This window comes from Microbacterium sp. Leaf159, assembly GCF_001423615.1.
In the GTDB taxonomy this organism is placed as follows: domain Bacteria; phylum Actinomycetota; class Actinomycetes; order Actinomycetales; family Microbacteriaceae; genus Microbacterium.
This window is the reverse complement of the sequence record NZ_LMOU01000001.1, coordinates 2827122-2843470: the sequence shown is the minus strand read 5'-3', so window position 1 is coordinate 2843470 and position 16349 is coordinate 2827122. Positions and strand designations below refer to the sequence as shown.

The 16349-nt window shown below is 69.8% G+C and carries 16 protein-coding genes; 9 read left to right on the top strand and 7 right to left on the bottom strand.

The features are described from left to right. Positions 1 to 151: 151 nt before the first annotated feature. Both ASF80_RS13465 and pyrE read right to left on the bottom strand, forming a co-directional pair. Positions 152 to 1054: an ROK family protein gene (locus ASF80_RS13465; protein ID WP_056311513.1), complete on the bottom strand. Its 903-nt coding sequence runs from the start codon at positions 1052 to 1054 to the stop codon at positions 152 to 154. Beyond that, a complete protein-coding gene (gene pyrE, locus ASF80_RS13460) occupies positions 1051 to 1611 on the bottom strand; it encodes an orotate phosphoribosyltransferase (protein ID WP_029262822.1) in 561 nt (186 codons plus the stop codon). Before pyrE ends, ASF80_RS13465 begins: the two co-directional genes overlap by 4 nt. A gap of 37 nt (positions 1612 to 1648) precedes the next feature. Here pyrE and ASF80_RS13455 point away from each other — a divergent pair, with 37 nt between their 5' ends. Together ASF80_RS13455 and ASF80_RS13450 are read left to right on the top strand one after the other, a co-directional pair. Continuing rightward, a complete protein-coding gene (locus tag ASF80_RS13455) occupies positions 1649 to 2494 on the top strand; it encodes an exodeoxyribonuclease III (RefSeq protein ID WP_056311511.1) in 846 nt (281 codons plus the stop codon). A gap of 4 nt (positions 2495 to 2498) precedes the next feature. Beyond that, entirely contained in the window at positions 2499 to 3308 is an 810-nt protein-coding gene (locus tag ASF80_RS13450) for a Cof-type HAD-IIB family hydrolase (protein ID WP_056311509.1), read from the top strand. A gap of 63 nt (positions 3309 to 3371) precedes the next feature. Here ASF80_RS13450 and ASF80_RS13445 read toward each other — a convergent pair whose 3' ends face one another. The 5 genes from ASF80_RS13445 to ASF80_RS13425 form a co-directional block, all read right to left on the bottom strand. Beyond that, positions 3372 to 5105 carry a collagen binding domain-containing protein gene (locus ASF80_RS13445; RefSeq protein ID WP_082488321.1) on the bottom strand — a complete coding sequence of 578 codons (1734 nt, stop codon included), beginning with the start codon at positions 5103 to 5105 and terminating at the stop codon, positions 3372 to 3374. Between the two features lie 138 nt (positions 5106 to 5243). Beyond that, positions 5244 to 5870, bottom strand: a complete 627-nt coding sequence (locus ASF80_RS13440; RefSeq protein ID WP_056311506.1) for a dihydrofolate reductase family protein — start codon at positions 5868 to 5870, stop codon at positions 5244 to 5246. Between the two features lie 56 nt (positions 5871 to 5926). Continuing rightward, positions 5927 to 6244, bottom strand: a complete 318-nt coding sequence (locus ASF80_RS13435; RefSeq protein WP_056311504.1) for a winged helix-turn-helix transcriptional regulator — start codon at positions 6242 to 6244, stop codon at positions 5927 to 5929. Then, positions 6241 to 6645: a VOC family protein gene (locus ASF80_RS13430; protein ID WP_056311502.1), complete on the bottom strand. Its 405-nt coding sequence runs from the start codon at positions 6643 to 6645 to the stop codon at positions 6241 to 6243. The genes ASF80_RS13435 and ASF80_RS13430 overlap by 4 nt, the downstream gene beginning before the upstream one ends. Before the next feature lie 43 nt (positions 6646 to 6688). Next, positions 6689 to 7906 (bottom strand): MFS transporter, encoded by a 1218-nt coding sequence (locus ASF80_RS13425; protein WP_056311500.1) that lies wholly within the window; start codon positions 7904 to 7906, stop codon positions 6689 to 6691. A 185-nt stretch (positions 7907 to 8091) separates the two neighbouring features. Here ASF80_RS13425 and ASF80_RS13420 point away from each other — a divergent pair, with 185 nt between their 5' ends. From ASF80_RS13420 to ASF80_RS13390, 7 genes are all read left to right on the top strand, one after another. Then, a complete protein-coding gene (locus tag ASF80_RS13420) occupies positions 8092 to 9660 on the top strand; it encodes an ABC transporter substrate-binding protein (protein ID WP_056311498.1) in 1569 nt (522 codons plus the stop codon). Between the two features lie 43 nt (positions 9661 to 9703). Further along, complete coding sequence (locus tag ASF80_RS13415; protein ID WP_056311497.1) at positions 9704 to 10732, top strand: LLM class flavin-dependent oxidoreductase; 1029 nt, start codon at positions 9704 to 9706, stop codon at positions 10730 to 10732. Positions 10733 to 10830: 98 nt separating this feature from the next. Then, positions 10831 to 12198: a sensor histidine kinase gene (locus ASF80_RS13410; RefSeq protein ID WP_082488318.1), complete on the top strand. Its 1368-nt coding sequence runs from the start codon at positions 10831 to 10833 to the stop codon at positions 12196 to 12198. After that, positions 12195 to 12893 carry a response regulator gene (locus tag ASF80_RS13405; RefSeq protein ID WP_056311495.1) on the top strand — a complete coding sequence of 233 codons (699 nt, stop codon included), beginning with the start codon at positions 12195 to 12197 and terminating at the stop codon, positions 12891 to 12893. The genes ASF80_RS13410 and ASF80_RS13405 overlap by 4 nt, the downstream gene beginning before the upstream one ends. A 24-nt stretch (positions 12894 to 12917) precedes the next feature. After that, the gene (locus ASF80_RS13400; protein ID WP_056311493.1) at positions 12918 to 14090 is read left to right on the top strand and encodes a benzoate/H(+) symporter BenE family transporter; all 1173 of its coding nucleotides are present in this window, start codon (positions 12918 to 12920) and stop codon (positions 14088 to 14090) included. Between the two features lie 34 nt (positions 14091 to 14124). Next, positions 14125 to 15330 (top strand): hypothetical protein, encoded by a 1206-nt coding sequence (locus ASF80_RS13395; RefSeq protein WP_056311491.1) that lies wholly within the window; start codon positions 14125 to 14127, stop codon positions 15328 to 15330. A gap of 117 nt (positions 15331 to 15447) precedes the next feature. Beyond that, a complete protein-coding gene (locus tag ASF80_RS13390; RefSeq protein ID WP_056311489.1) occupies positions 15448 to 16344 on the top strand; it encodes an ABC transporter ATP-binding protein in 897 nt (298 codons plus the stop codon). Positions 16345 to 16349 lie beyond the last annotated feature (5 nt).

The following is a 16349-nucleotide window of genomic DNA, read 5'->3' as shown; positions in this document are numbered from 1 at the left end:
AGAAACTCACCGCACGCATCGACGGAGTCGAAGAGAAACTCACCGCACGCATCGACGGAGTCGCCGGCGACGTCACCGAACTCAAGATCACGATGGCTCGACTCGAAGGGCCGCAGCGCCATCTGATAGTCGCCGCCCGCTGAGTCGTGAGTCAGCGCAGGACGAGTGCCGCGGCGCCGATGAGCGGCCCCTCGTCACCGAGCCCCGAGCGCACCACTCGGGTACGACGCGAGTACTCGTGCGCGGCGCTCGCGGTGAGGGCCTGCTGCACGAGGTCGATGTAGTCGACGGACACCCGCGAGAACCCGCCGCCGATCGCGACCATGTCGAGGTCTACGAGGGTCGCCGCGTCAGCGAGCGCCTCACCCACAGCCTTCGCCGACCGCTCGATGGCCGCACGGGCGATGGCGTCACCTGCAGTGGCATCCCGCGCCAGGTCTTCACCGGTGGCTCCGGTCCAGCCCTGCTGCCGCGCCCAGGCCGCGCTCGCCGGACCCGAGGCGATCTCCTCGAGTGTCAGCCCGCCTTCGCGGCGCACCTGACCGAGGTGCCCGGCGTTTCCGGTGGCACCGGGGATGTATGCGCCGTTCGCGACGAAACCTCCGCCGACCCCGGTCGAGACGACGATCGAGAGTGACGCACCGGCATCCTGCGTGGCGCCCAGCCACGACTCGGCGAGAGCGAGAGCGCCGCCATCGTGGCCGAAGACCGTGGGCAGCGCGCGTCCGAGGATCCCGGAGGCGGTCGTGCGCACCGCATCCTTGAGACCGTACCCGCGGGCTGCGGGCATGTTCACGGGGAGGATCTGGCCGACGTTCCGATCGATCGGCCCGGCGCTGCCGATGCCTGCCCCGATGAGTTCGGCGTCGTCGGGAAGACGGGAGAGCGCGTGTGCGATCACTGTCGCGATCGCGTCGTCGAGCGACGCGGGAGTGGCATCCCGGCCAGTCGCTCGGCGGCTGCGGCTTCCCCGCACCAGCACACCGTGCTCGCTCACGAGCGCGGCCTCCATCTTGGTGCCGCCGACGTCGACGGCCAGGGCGTAGCGGGTCACTGGGGGTCGAGTCCGAGGTCGTCGAGGTCGAAGGCCGCACGCCATTCGAGGCCCTCGGCTTCGATCGCGGCCTGAGCGCCGGTCTTGCGGTCGACGATCACGGCGACGGCGACGATCTCGGCGCCCTCCTTGCGCAGCGCCTCGACGGCCTTGAGCGCCGACTGGCCGGTCGTCGAGGTGTCTTCGAGCACGACGACGCGCTTGCCCTTGACGTCGGCGCCCTCGATCTGGCGGCCTCGGCCGTGGTCTTTCGGCTCCTTGCGCACGACGAAGGCGTCGAGCGGGCGGTCGGTGGCGACCGAGGCGTGCAGCACCGAGTTGGCGATGGGGTCGGCACCGAGCGTCAGGCCCCCGACCGCGACGACGTCGAGGTCGCCGATCAGGTCGAGCATGATGCGGCCGATCGCGGGAGCCGCGCGGTGATCGAGCGTCAGCTTGCGCATGTCGACGTAATACGTCGCCTTCTTACCGCTCGAGAGGGTGAAGTCTCCGTGGAACACCGCCTCGTCCTTGATCAGGTCGAGGAGGGTCTGGCGGTCTGCGTCGAGTGCGGTCACGGCATCCAGTGTAGGAGGTGGGCCCTAGGCTTGACGCATGCGCTTGGCCACCTGGAACGTCAACTCCATCCGCACCCGTGTCACCCGCACCGTCGAGTTCGCCGTCCGCGAGGACATCGACGTGCTGGCGATGCAGGAGATCAAGTGCAAGCCCGAGCAGTTCCCGTACGGGCCGTTCGAAGAGGCCGGCTACCACGTCGAGGTGCACGGCCTGAATCAGTGGAACGGCGTCGCGATCGCGAGCCGCCTGCCGATCACCGACGTGCGCACGTCTTTCGACGGGATGCCGGGCTTCGCCAAGGGGCATGAGGGGCCGGATGTTCCGCTCGAAGCGCGCGCGCTGGGCGTGCTCGTCGACGGCGTGCGCGTGTGGAGCCTGTACGTGCCGAACGGCCGCTCACTCGAGGACCCGCACTACACCTACAAGCTGCACTGGCTCGAGGAGCTGAAGAAGGCGACCGCCGCCGAGCTGTCGGCGAACCCCGATCTGCCTCTCGCGCTGGTCGGCGACTTCAACATCATCCCGTTCGACAACGACAACGGCGACCCCGACATCGTCGAGGGCGTCTCCACGCACGTCTCCCCCGAGGAGCGTCAGGCGTTCTTCGCGTTCGCCGATGCGGGCCTCACCGACGTGGTGCGACCGCTGATCCCCGAGGGATTCACCTACTGGGACTATCAGCGGCTGAAGTTCCCCCGCAACGAGGGCGTGCGCATCGACTTCGTCCTCGGCTCGAAGACGCTCGCGGATGCGGTCACCGGCGCCTCGATCCACCGCGATGAGCGCAAGGGCGAGCAGCCGAGCGACCACGTCCCCGTGGTCGTCGAGTTCGACCTGGGCGGCGCTGCAGAAGACGACGACCTGCCGATGATCTTCTCCTGAGACTGTGACCGTCCGCCTGATCGCCACCGATCTCGACGGGACCCTGCTCGATTCCTCGTCCACGGTCACGCGGCGCACACGTGCGGCACTCGATCGGGCGCGGGCTCGCGGCATCCATGTGGTTCCCGTGACGGCGCGGCAGCCGATCGGACTGCGTGCGATCGCCGACGGCGCGGGCTTCGACGGGTGGGCGCTGTGCAGCAACGGCGCCTACGCGACGCACCTCGCCGACGGACGGATGCTGTTCGCCGAGGAGCTTCCCGCGGAGACGATCCGTACTTTGGCCGAGGCGCTGCGCGCCAGCATCCCCGGGCTGTTGTTCGCGAGCGTGCGTGAGGGCGGCGAGACGTTCGTCGCGCAGCACGGCTACGCCGAGATCGCCGACCTCGCGGACCATAAGAGAGATCCGCGGACGATGGGCGGCGTCGCGCTCGACCAGGTGCTCGCGGCCCCCAGTCTGAAGTTCGTGATCCGGCATCCGGAGCTCGCCCCCACCGACCTCTTCGAGTCGCTGCAGGCACTCGGTCTCACCGGTTTCGAGGCCACCTTGTCGGGGGCGCCGTTCGTCGAGGTCATGGCCGAAGGTGTCACCAAGGCCACCGGCCTCGCCCGCCTCTGCGAGCATCTCGAGATCGACCGCCGCGACGTGATCGCCTTCGGCGATGCGCTCAACGACGTCGAGATGCTCCGCTGGGCAGGCCGCGGGGTCGCGATGGCCGATGCCGACGACGTCGTGCAGGACGCCGCGGACGAGACGACGACCTCGAACGACGACCACGGCGTCGCCAGGGTGATCGAGCGGATGCTCGGCTGACGTTCTGGAATGAGTCGGCCCGGTCGCCCCGAGCGGGACGGCCGGGCCTCTATCACCGCCGGGTCAGCTGTGCGCGCGTCGGCGACGCACGAGCACCGTGCCCGCGAGCGCGAGGAACAATCCGGTGAGGAGCGCAGTCGTCGGCAGTTCGCCGCCCGTGGCAGCCAGTCCGCGGGGCGGACTCACCGCTGCGCCCTCTACGGCGGCGCCGGTCACGACGGCTGCGGTCACCTGGAGCGTCGCGCTCGTCTGAAGCGGCACGCCTCCGCGGAGCGCGACGAGCGTGTGCGAACCCACCGCTGCGGATGCCGGGATGCGCAGAGTGCCGCCGATCCGGCCGTCAGCGTCGGCGACCAGCGATCCCAGCGCGATCGGATCGGAGTGCAGCTCGAAGGCGATGCTCTCACCAGGCACGAAGCCGGTGCCGGACACGGTGATGACTCCACCCGCCCGCACCGAGGGCGCCGAGATCGTCAGGGCTGGTGCCGGGTCGACGATCGGCGCGGTGACCGCGACGAGGTCGAAGTCGATGCCCGTCAGCGTGCTGCGTCCGACAGCGACCACCGGGGTCGCCTCCGCGGCGGTGGAGACTCCGTCGAAGTACTGGGGCGCAGCAGTCGTGGTGCTGCCGGGGAACGTGGCCGACGCCTTCAACACATAGGTGCCCTCGGGAACGTTGAGAGTGTAGGCACCGGACGCCGGATCCGCTTCCGTGGAGCGGACGAGAGCACCATCCGCCCACGCCTCGACCACGACATCGTGACCTTCATCGGAATCGAGGGTCACAGTGCCCGACACCGTCGATACCACCTCGAGTTCGGCGGAGATCCCCTCGATCTCCTCGTTCGAGCCGACGGTGACGAAGGTCGCATCGTCCCACTCCCGAGTCCCCTCCCAGTACTCCTCCAGCACGCCTGTCTCGTACGCGTGGAACAGCACACGGTAGGTGCCCGGGATCACGGCGATGCGATAGTTTCCCTCGCTGTCGGTGTCGACGTACGGGTCCTCGACCGAGTTGTTCACGTCGTAGAGCAGAACAGCGGCACGGACGGGCGAACCGTCTGCGCTCTTGGTCACCGTGCCGCTGACGTACCCGACACCGTCGAGCTGCGCGTCCACGGCCGTGACGGATTCCGTCCCGGCGACGACGACGAGCGTCGCCCCGTCCCAGCTGTACGAGTCCTTCCAGTATTCGGACACCAGTGCCGGGTCGGGAGAGCCGAAGCGCACACGGTAGGCACCGGCAGGCAGCCCGTCGAGGCTGTAGGCGCCGGATGCGTCCGACTCGGTCTGACCGACGATCTCGTTCCGTTCGTCGAGCGCCTGGATCCCGGCCCCCACGACAGCGCTTCCGTCGTCGGCGCGCGTCACTGCGCCCACGATCGCGCCGCCCCTCTCCAGTGCAGCGTCGATACCGGCTTCCGCATTCGCCCCTGCGATCACGATTCTGGTCGCGGCGTCGTAGTCGGAGGTGTTCTGCCAGTACTCGCGCTTCAGGTCGGTGCCATCGGGCATGAAGCTGATGACGTACGAATCATCCGCGAGAGCCTCGATCGTGTAGCGGCCGTCGGCGTCCGTGGTCGCGTATCCCCAGCCGCCCGCATCTCCGCTCGCACTGACGCCGACCCCTGCTACGGCCGAACCGTCATCGCCGCGCGTGACCGTCCCGCTGATCGTTCCCGCGGCGGCCGGCGGGTCTGCGTCCTCTGCGACCGCCGCTGTGGCACCGCCGAGCGCCAGCGCGAAGGCCACCGCCCCGCTCACCGCAGCCCGAATGAATGCGCGTCGTCGCGCCATGTTCCCACCCTCCGAGGGAGGCCGTGCGCACGATGTCGTCGCGATACCGCTCGGCCTCGGTCCAATGCCGATATGCGGCAACGTTCTTCTCGAACCTAAGCGATGCACGCATAGGAAGGGAATAGTCGATTCGAAGGATCAATCTTCGAAGGTCCCGACTTCGGGCACCCGGTCCGTGCGGCCGTAGCGCAGGAGCATCACACCGCTGTCGTCGACGACCGGCGGTTTGAGCAGCCGCAGCACCGAGGGCACCGCGCCATCGTCGAAGACCTTCTTGCCCCTGCCGAGCAGGATCGGATACACCCAGAGGTTGAGCTCGTCGAACAGCCCCGCAGCGAGCAGCGAGTGCACGAAATCGATGCTGCCGATCACATGCACCTCGTGGTGCTGCGCGCGCAGCTCGGCGATCTCTGCGGCGAGGTCATCACCGACGCGCACGCTGCCCTTCCACGACAGGTCGGTGTCGGCATCCCGCGTCGCCACGTACTTCGGCACCCGGTCGAAGAGCCGGCCGATCTCCCCGGACGGGCCCTCGGTATGATGGGGCCAGTATGCGGCGAAGATGTCGTACGTCCGGCGCCCGAGCAGCAGGGCGTCGAGCTGCCGCATCCCCTCCGAGACGGTCTCCCCCATGCCCGACGACGGATATCCCGCCTGCCACCCACTGAACTCGAACCCTCCCGAGGTGTCCTCGTCGGTGCCGCCAGGCCCCTGAGCGACACCGTCGAGGGTCATGAAGAGGTCGATCAGAATGCGTCCGGCCATCAGAGTGCTCCTTTGCACGAGAGATCCTGCACGATGACATGGCTCACACTATGCGCTCACTCGGAGTCGCGGGAGGGTGTCCGGTCGACGGGATCCGATCGCTCCTCACCCCAGCGGCCGAGCGCCTCGATCGCCTCCCTCAACGCGACGCCTCGATCAGTGAGGGCATACGCGCGCGTGTTGTGCCGGAGGGGAAGCCTGCTCAGCACGCCCGCCGCCTCGAGCTCGCGCAGACGGGTCGCGAGCATGTTGGTCGGCACCCCGAGATCGCGCTGCAGATCTCCATACCTCTGCGGCCCGTCGAGCAGCTTCTCGACGATGAGCAGCGCCCACCGGGCCCCGACGACGTCGAGGGCTGCGGCGAGGTCGCTCACGCGGTCTGGTCGGAGTCCGGCTTCATCCAGAACGGCGAGTAGTGGTAGCCGTCGGGGTCGTCGAACTGGCGCTGGTACATGAACGGGTAGTCGTCCGTGTCGCCGACCCGCCCACCGGCGGCAGCGGCCCGCTCGACGAGAGCGTCGACCGCCTCCCGGCTGTCGAGGTCGAACGAGACCGTGACCTTCGACGGGGTGTCCGGTCCGCCGATCACGTCCTCGGTGCCACCGACGCTCGCGTACATCTCGCGGCTGCCGAGCATGACGTACTGCTCGGGCGCGATCGCGAAGCACGACACGTTGTGATCGGACATGTCGGCATTGAGGGTCCAGCCGAGGGCGGTGTAGAACTCTGTGGCCCGGTCGACGCTCTCGACGGGGCAGGTGATGAAGAGGCTCATGTGTTGATACTTGCAAAATGCAAGTGCGCCGTCAAGAGCATCTTCAGGCCTCACCGGATCGGCTCGGCTCGGCTCCGTCCGAGATCTCCGCATCCGCGCGACGCCGGAGGCCCAGCAGCGCGAGCGCGCCCGCACCCGCCGTGAGGGCTGCGACGACTCCGAGACCCAGGCCCGGGACGGATGCCGTCGCCACGGCTCCTGCGACGAGCGGACCGCCCGCGTCCCCGAGCTCCCGCCCCAGTTCGGCGCTGCCCATCGTCCGCCCCATGCGTTCCGGCGGTGTCGATGCGGCCAGGTGCGAGAACGCGATGGGCGTCGCGACGCCGACCCCGACACCGACCAGCAGCGCGGTGGCGACGAGCGCGACGGGCACCTGCGTCACCGCGGCGAGCGCGATCCCCGCCGCGATCAGGAGCAGCCCGCCGACCGTGCCGAGTCGCACCGAGATGCGCCCCCGATCGTGTGCGGCGCCGACGAACGGCTGAGCGACGCTCGATGCGATGGCGAGCACGGTCACGATCGCCATGCTCCCCACGGTGTCGAGTCCGGCCTGGCGACCGAGCAGCGGCAGGAAGCCGACCGCGACTGCCAACGCCCCGGTCGTCGCGGCCAGCACAAGGGTCGGGATGAGGAAGCCGGGGGCGGCCAGCTCGCGTCCCAGATCGACGAGGGTGACGCGCTTGCGCGGCAGCACCGGCACCGCGGGCACCGCCAGAGCGACCCAGGCGGCCGCGCCGACTCCGAGCACGGCGAGCGCCCAGAACAGCGCAGGCATCCCACCCCAGACGACGAGCACGGCGCCCAGGAGCGGGCCGAGCGCATAGCCGAGGCTCTTCCACGAGCCGTAACGGCCGAAGTACTTCCCCCGAGTGGCATCGTCGGTGAGCCGGGCCACCGCGGCCGAGGACGACGGCGAGAACGCGGATGCCGCGGCTCCCTGACCGAACCGGCCGATCACGAGTCCGAGCATCCCCGGCACGACGGCACCGACCACCGAGAACGCCGAGAACGCGAGAAGGCCTCCGATGATCACGGGGCGCACGCCGATGCGATCGCTCAGCGCACCGAACAGCGGTTTGAGCAGCACCTCGGCGAGGTCGTACAGCGCGAGGGTCAGGCCGAACGCGAGCAGCGTCCAGCCGATGTCCTCGGTCTCGGCACCGAGGGCTGCGGCGATGCCGTGTGCGCCGAACGCGGTGGTGAAGCCGGCGAGATACAGCGGCGCGAGCCGGGGCGTCGCGAGCGGCGGAGTCGAGGTCACGGTCGATTCTCCCAGGTGGGCGCTCGCCCGCGCTGCGCTCCGGGTGTCCTGCGCCGTCTCATTACGGCACGCGCAGACACCGCGGGTCATGCGAGGACACGCCCGCGCTCCGCCGTTGCGACCTCCGCCATGATCGCTCAGAACGAGGCCCATTCCGCCTGACTCATCCGAGGAGAGACTCCCCCGTGAACCGCCTGATCCAGCGACCGAAGCGCGTGCTGCTCGCCGCCCTCGCGACCCTCGTCGCGACGACCTCCGTCCTGGCCGCCTGCTCCACCGCACCGTCGTCCGGGTCGACCTCGGGCGGCGACACGCAGCCTGCCGTCATCCGATGGGCCGACTCGAGCGCGCCGGCCAACTGGGATCCGGTCGTCACCGGAGCGACCGGGGTGTCCATCCAGCTCGGAGCGATCTACGAGCCGCTGCTCACCGAGAAGGACGGCGAACCGGCGCCCGGCCTCGTCGAGTCGTGGGAGTACAACGACGACGGCACGGCCGTGACCTTCACCCTGCGGGACGGCCTCACCTTCCACGACGGCTCGACGGTCGATGCCGAAGCCGTGGCCTTCTACTTCAACCGCGCCAAGACCCAGGAGAACTCGGCCCTGCTCGGCTCGTACTCGAACATCGACACGGTGACGGCCGATGACGAGCTGAACTTCACCGTCCATCTCAAGAGCGTCGACTACCAGGTGCCCTACCTCCTGAGCGTCCGCGCCGGATTCCTCACCAGCGAGGAGGCCACGGCGACCCCGGAGGATGCCGCCGCACTCAACTCGCAGCTCCCGATCGGTGCCGGCCCCTTCCAGGTCGTCGAGTACGTGCCCGAGTCGCACATCTATCTCGAGAAGTTCGACGGCTACTGGAACGCCGACGAGATCAAGATCGACCGCATCGAGATCTCATACGGCGTCGACGCGGCCTCGGTCGTGTCGGGGATCCAGACGGGCGTCTACAACTTCGCGCAGATCGGCGGCGCGCAGATCCAGCAGGCGAAGGATGCGCACCTCGACCTGGTCTCCGACATCTCCACGAACTGGGTGGTGCAGTTCCTGAACGTGAACCGCAAGGTCGCCCCGTTCGACGACGAGAAGGTCGTCGAGGCCTTCCGTCTCGCGCTCGACCAGCAGGCCTTCGTCGACCGCGTGCTGCTCGGCGAAGGAGAGGTGACGCATCAGATCGTCCCGCCCACGCATCTCGCCTCCAACCCCGAGCTCGAGACGGCCTTCGAGCACGACCCGGAGCGCGCGCGGACGCTGCTCGAGGAGGCCGGCTACGGAGACGGGCTCGAGGTCACCCTGAGCACGTCGCCGTTCCAGAACGTCGCCTTCGCGGAGCTCGCCCAGGCCCAGCTCGCAGATGTGGGCGTCACCGTGACGATCGACAGTGACCCGAACTGGGCGCAGGGGTACTTCGGCAAGGAGACCGCCTTCTCGCTCTACGGCTGGGTGGGCCGCAACTCCCCGACGCAGCTGCTGACCGAGCATTTCGACGTCAACGGCGTGCTCAACCTCAGCTCGCCGTACACGACCGATGCATTCCAGAGCGCGATCGCCGAGCTGCGCGCGACGCCCATCGATGATCCGGCGTTCACCGACCGCGTCAAGGCGGCCAACGAGATCGGCTTCCTCGACGGCTCCGTCATCCCGTTGAGCTCCGCCCCGATCACCTGGGTCAAGGACCCGAGCATCTCGTCGAACTTCGACAACGGGCAGGGGCGCCTGAACTGGACCGGCGTGACGATCGGCGAGTGACGCCGCCGCCATCGGACGACGAGACCAGAGCACAGGAGAGATCATGACCACCACCGAGACGAGGCCCGGCCTCTCGCTGTTCGAGGTTCCACCGCGCTCCGCGGATGCCGCGCACACCTACGCCACCCTGTTCGAGAACGCCCAGCGTGTCGAGCAGCTGGGGTTCGAGGCCTATTGGCTCGCCGAGGGGCACTTCTCGGCAATCGGATCGCCGTCGGCGCTGACGCTGCTCGCCGCGCTCAGCCAGCGGACGACCAGGCTGCGTCTCGGCACCGCCGTCGTGCCGCTCGCGCTCGACAACCCGCTGCGGATCGCCGAGACGGCCGCGCTGGTGAACACCCTCAGCGGCGACCGTCTCGAGCTCGGGGTGGGGAAGGGCAACCCCGGAGGATTCTCGACGGCCGCATATCACGCGTTCGGCCTCGACGAAGGAGAACGCGAAGGCCTCTATGCCGAGACCCTCGACCGCCTGCGTGCCGCGTTCCGCCACACGGAGACCGGTTCGGATGGGAACGAGTACGACCTGTACCCGCCCGTCGGCGCGCTGCCTGGTCGGATCTGGCAGGCCACGGCGAACGTGCGCACCGCACGCGCGGCCGGAGTGTCCGGAGACGGGTTGCAGCTGCACCGCCTCGTTCGCGGCGCCGACACCGGGCAGGCTCAGAGACCGCTCGTCGACGCCTACCTCGACGCGCTCGACCCCGCGGCGACGCCGAGGGTCGGAGCTTCGCGGTCGATCCTCCCCGCCCGCGACGAGGCCGAGGCGATCCGGCTCTTCACGCAGCACCTGTCCGACAGCCCTCGGGCGCTCCCCGGCGTCGACACGAGCGGGTCGGTCGAGGAGGTCCTGCGCGCCTCCTCGATCCTCTACGGGTCACCGGCGCAGATCGTCGACGCGCTCCTCGACGATCCCACCGTCACCTCCTCGACCGACTACCTGTTCAGCATCCCGCTCGGATACGACCGCTCCGAGTACCGCGAGTGCTTCGTGCGGATCGCCGAGGAGATCCATCCGCACCTCCCCGTGGCGCACCTGGGCAAGGTGGGTGCGGTGACGACGGCTGCGGACTGACTCCGGCCCGACACCGGCCGATGCGGAGGGCGACGTCGGCGACGCGATCCCCCGTGAGGGGGATGCCGCAGCATCCGCCTTCGATCTACGGTGGGGGAATGCCCGCAGCGCCGTTCACCCGCACGCCCAGTGTCCGCGAGCAGCGCAGCGACCTCATCCTCGCCGCCGTGATGTTCGTGGGCGCGGTGCTGAGCGCCGCCCTCTCGACGGTCGCCGAGATCTACGGCGACACGAGGGCGGAGCCGTGGACGGCGCTCGTCTACGCGGTCGCCGTCACCGTGCCCCTCGGCGTGCGGCGCCGCTGGCCCGGCCCCGTCGCGGTGGCGGTCTGCGTCGCGTACTTCCTCGCGATCTCGTTCCAGGTGCCCGAGATCTACGTCGGCAACATCGCCATGTTCGTGTCGCTGTACACGGTGGGCGCGTGGATGAACAACCGCAGAGCCGCGATGATCGTGCGCGTCTCGATCATCGTCGGCATGTTCGTCTGGCTCATCATCACGATGTACCGACAGGCGATCGAGGAGGCCGACAAGGCCGAGGTCGCGGCCGGCCTGCTCTCGCCCTACCTGGCCTTCATGCTCATCCAGCTGCTGCTGAACGTGCTCTACTTCGGCGGTGCGTACTACTTCGGCGAGCGCTCGTGGCATGCCGCGCAGGAGCGTCAGGTGCTCGAGCAGCGCACGGCCGAGCTCGAGAGGGAGCGCGAGGTGACCGCGGCTCAAGCCGTCGCCCTCGACCGCGTGCGCATCGCCCGCGAGCTGCATGACGTGGTCGCCCATCACGTGTCGGTCATGGGCGTGCAGGCGGGGGCCGCCCGTCTCGTGATCGACCAGGATCCGGAGAAGTCCAAGAGCATCCTGACCGGCATCGAGGGATCGGCGCGCGATGCCATCCACGAGCTCCGGCAGCTGCTCGAGACCCTGCGCTCCCCCGGCAGCGAGGCACCGGATGCCGCATCGACCGTGACCCTCGACGACATCCGCTCGCTGGTCGAGGCGTCGGTCGAGGCGGGACTCCCCACCGACTACGCGGTGATCGGCGAGCCGGTCGCCGTGCCCTCCGTCGTCGCCGTGAACCTCTACCGGATCACGCAGGAGTCGCTGACCAACGCCCGGCGTCACGCCGGAGTCGGCGCCACCGCCGACGTGCGCGTCCGCTACGACGACGGGGGCGTCGAGGTCGAGGTCGTCAACACCGGTCGAGCGGTCGCCGTGCTGCGACCGGGTCTGGGCCAGCTCGGCATGCGCGAGCGGGCCGCGGCATCGGGCGGCACCCTCGAGGTGACCCCTCGCCCCTCGGGCGGGCTGCGCGTGCGCGCCCGCGTGCCCTTGGGCGGCACAGCACCGCAGACCGGCAGTGCCCCTCTGGCCGGCTCAGCTCCGCTGCCCGGCTCGACTCCTCTGCCCGGCACGCCTCCTCAGACTCCGCAGACCGACCAGCTGACCGAGACGAGCGCCACCTCATGACCACGCCCGCCCCTCCGATCCGCGTGCTCATCGTCGACGACCACGCGATGCTGCGAGCTGGATTCCGGACGATCCTCGACACCCAGCCCGACATCACGGTCGTGGGCGAGGCGGCGACGGGCGCCGAGGCGCTGGCGCAGGCATCCGCTCTGCACCCCGACGTGATCACGATGGACGTGCAGATGCCCGACATGGACGGCATCGAGGCGACCAGGCGGATCGTCGCCGACCCCGCTGTCGCGGCGGCCATCGCGATCGTCACGACGTTCGACCGGGACGACTACCTCTATCAGGCGCTGGATGCCGGAGCGAGCGGCTTCCTGCTGAAGAACGCCGGCGCCGAAGACCTCATCGCCGCGGTTCGCGCACTCGCGGCGGGAGACGGGATGCTCGCGCCCGAGGTCACCCGCCGGGTGCTCGCACGGTTCGCCCACGCACCCGCGCCGACCGCCGCTCCGGCATCCGGGCCCGTCATCGCCCCCACAGCACCGGTGGTGCTCGTCGACCCGCTCACCGACCGCGAGGCGGAGGTTCTGGTGCTGCTCGCCGATGCCCGCAGCAACGCCGAGATCGCGAGCGCGCTGTTCATCGGCGAGGCGACGGTGAAGACCCACGTCTCACGCATCCTGCAGAAGCTCGGCGCCCGCGACCGTGTCCAGGCGGTCGTGCTCGCGCACCGCATGGGACTCACGTAACACGGGCCCCGATACGCTCGGAGGATGCCGACCGCCGCACCCCTCTCCCGACCGATCCTGGCCGGGATCGTCACCGCGCTGGTCGGCTTCACGAGTTCGTTCGCCGTCGTTCTCGCGGGCCTCGGCGCTGTCGGTGCGACACCGGCGCAGGCGGCCAGCGGATTGCTCGCCCTCAGCCTCGCGATGGGACTCGCCTGCATCGTCCTCGCCCGGCGATACCGGATGCCGATCACCGTCGCCTGGTCGACGCCCGGCGCCGCGCTGCTCGCCGCGACCGGCGTGGTCGAGGGCGGCTGGTCGGCGGCCGTCGGCGCGTTCCTCGTCGCAGCAGTGCTGATCCTGCTCACGGCGCTCTGGCCGGCCCTCGGCGCGCTGATCGCGCGCATCCCTCCGTCCATCGCGCAGGCGATGCTCGCCGGCGTCCTGCTGCCCCTGTGTCTCGCGCCGATCACCGGTCTCGTCGCCAACCCCTGGGGCGTGGTGCCCGTCGTGCTGACCTGGCTGGTCTTCGCGCGTCTCGCACCGCGCTGGGCGGTTCCGCTCGCATTCCTCGCCGCGGCGGTCGTCGTCACCGTCTCGCTCATCCAGGAGGGCGCCCCGGTCGACGCCGGCCTGTTGATCCCCCGCATCGAACTCACGGCGCCCACGTTCACGCTCGGCGCCATGATCGGTGTCGCGCTGCCTCTGTTCATCGTCACGATGGCGTCGCAGAACGTGCCGGGCATCGCGATCATGCGCAGCTTCGGCTACGAGGTGCCCTGGCGACCCGCCATGCTCGTCACCGGTCTCGGCACCGCGCTCGGCGCCACGGCCGGGGGCCACGCGATCAACCTCGCGGCGATCAGCGCGGCGCTCGCGGCATCCCCCGACGCCGATCCCGATCCGAAACGGCGCTGGGTGGCCGGCGTCTCGACCGGGGCCTCCTACCTCGTGCTCGGCGGGTTCTCGGCTGCGTTCGCCGCGCTCGTTCTCCTCGCACCCGACGCCGTGATTCCCGCGGTCGCTGGGCTCGCGCTGTTCGGGGCGTTCGGGGCATCCGTGCAGCAGGCGATCGACGACCCGGGCGAGCGCATCCCCGCGGTCGTCACCTTCCTGGTGGCGGCATCGGGCATCTCGCAGCTGGGCGTGAGCGCCGCGTTCTGGGCGCTCGTCGCCGGTCTGCTCGTGCGCACGGCCCTGCATGCCGGGCGGCGCTGAGTCCTCGGCCGATCGGCTCGGCTAGCGTGGGGGCGTGACCGTTCCCGCACCAGCGCCCGTCCCGTCAGCCGGCACCCCCGCCGGTCATTTCGACGCCCGCGCACTGCTCGACCCGGTGAACCCCGCCGAGGTCGACGCATTCGCCCGTGCCCAGCGCGCGGCCAACCGCTCCTCCGCCGGGCAGATCATCGCGTGGGTCGCCATGGGATTCGCCCTGCTGTGCGTGGTGCCCGTCATCGGGATCATGATCCTGGGCCTCGGGTACACGATCGGACGCGGCACCGGGGTCGCGGTCGCCGGGCTCGTCGCACTGCTGCTTTTCGCGGGTCTCATCGTGGGAATCGTGATGCTCGTGCGCCGAGGCATCCGCACGCGCAATCTGACCCGCTTCCGCCTCGCGCGCTTCGCGGGGGCGAACGCGATGAGCTACTTCGAGCGCATCGACGACCCGCCTCTGCCGGGGATGATCTTCTCGAGCGGATCGAGCCGGATGTCGACCGACGTGCTCCGCGGGGTCGAACCCCGGTTCGTCGAGTTCGGCAACTATCAGTACACGACGAGCAACGGCAAGCAGTCGCAGACGCACCGCTGGGGCTACGTCGCCGTCAAGCTCGACGTCCCGCTGCCGAACATCGTGCTCGACGCGCTCGGCAACAACACCCTCGGCAGCACCGTCGCCGGCGCGTTCCGCGGCGACCAGCGGCTCTCGCTCGAGGGCGACTTCGACCGGTACTTCTCGCTATTCTGCCCTGCGGGCTACGAGGTCGACGCCCTCTATCTCTTCACGCCCGACGTCATGGCGCGCTTCATCGATCACGCCGCACAGCTCGATGTCGAGATCGTCGACGACTGGCTCTTCCTCTACGCGCGACGCGAGGTGTCGACGCTCGACCCGGCGACCTGGGCGTGGCTGTTCGGCGCGGTCGGCGCTCTGCTGACGAAGCTCGACCAGTGGGCGCGGTGGCGCGACGACCGGCTGCGACTGTCCGCGCCGGTCGCGCAGCATCCGATCCTCCCCGCCTACGGGGCCGCAGCCCCGGGGCCTGCGGGATCCGCTGCGCTGCCGTTCGCGGCTCCGCAGGGTCTGCTCACCCCTCCTCCTCCCGGTGTCGCCCCGCCGGGTCAGCGCCTCAAGCGCCGAAGCCCGTGGCTGATCGTCGGCATCATCGTCGGGGTCATGCTCGTGGTGACCATGGCCCCGTTCGCGATCGGCATCTTCTCGTTCCTGTTCCTGGGCTGAGGCAGGAAGCTCCCCCGCACGACGGACGAGCACGGCTTCGGGCGAGGTGCAGATCCACCGCACAGATCCGCCACAGGGGGGATGCCGCGGTGCAGCGCCCCGCCATAGCGTGAGGGCATGACCACAGGAAAGCTCGTACTGAGCGGCATCACCAAGAGCTACGGCTCGCGGCGTGTGCTCGACGACGTCTCGTTCGAGGTGGCCCCCGGGCGTCTCACCGGGTTCGTCGGCGGCAACGGCGCAGGCAAGACCACGACCATGCGGATCATCCTCGGGCTGCTCGGCTCCGACGGCGGCCATGTCGAACTCGACGGCACGGCGCTCACCAGCGCCGACCGCCGCCACTTCGGGTACATGCCGGAAGAGCGCGGGCTGTATCCGAAGATGAAGGTGCTCGAGCAGATCGTCTACCTCGCCCGTCTGCACGGCTTCAGCAAGACGGATGCCGCCACCCGCGCGACCGCCCTGCTCACCGAGCTCGGGCTCGAGGAGCGCCTCGGCGACACGATCGAGTCGCTGTCGCTCGGCAACCAGCAGCGCGCGCAGATCGCGGCAGCCCTCGTGCACGACCCCGAGGTGCTGATCCTCGATGAGCCGTTCTCGGGCCTCGACCCGCTCGCGGTCGACGTCGTGGCGTCGGTGCTGCAGTCGTCGGCGGCGAAGGGCGCCTCGATCCTGTTCTCCTCGCATCAGCTCGACGTCGTCGAGCGGCTGTGCGACGACCTGGTGATCCTCGCCGCGGGAACCATCCGCGCATCCGGTTCCCGCGATGCGCTCCGCGCGCAGCACGCAGGCAGCCGGTACGAGCTGGTCTCCGCCGGGGACGCCGGGTGGCTGCGGGCCGAGCCGGGCATCACCGTGCTCGACTTCGAGGGCGGCTACGCCCTGTTCGACGCCGACGACGCCGAGGTCGCGCAGCGCGTGCTGCGCACCGCCGTCGAGCGCGGCGACGTGGCGAGCTTCGCCCCCAAGCATCCCTCTCTCGCCCAGATCTTCAAGGAGGTCATCCAGTGAGCACC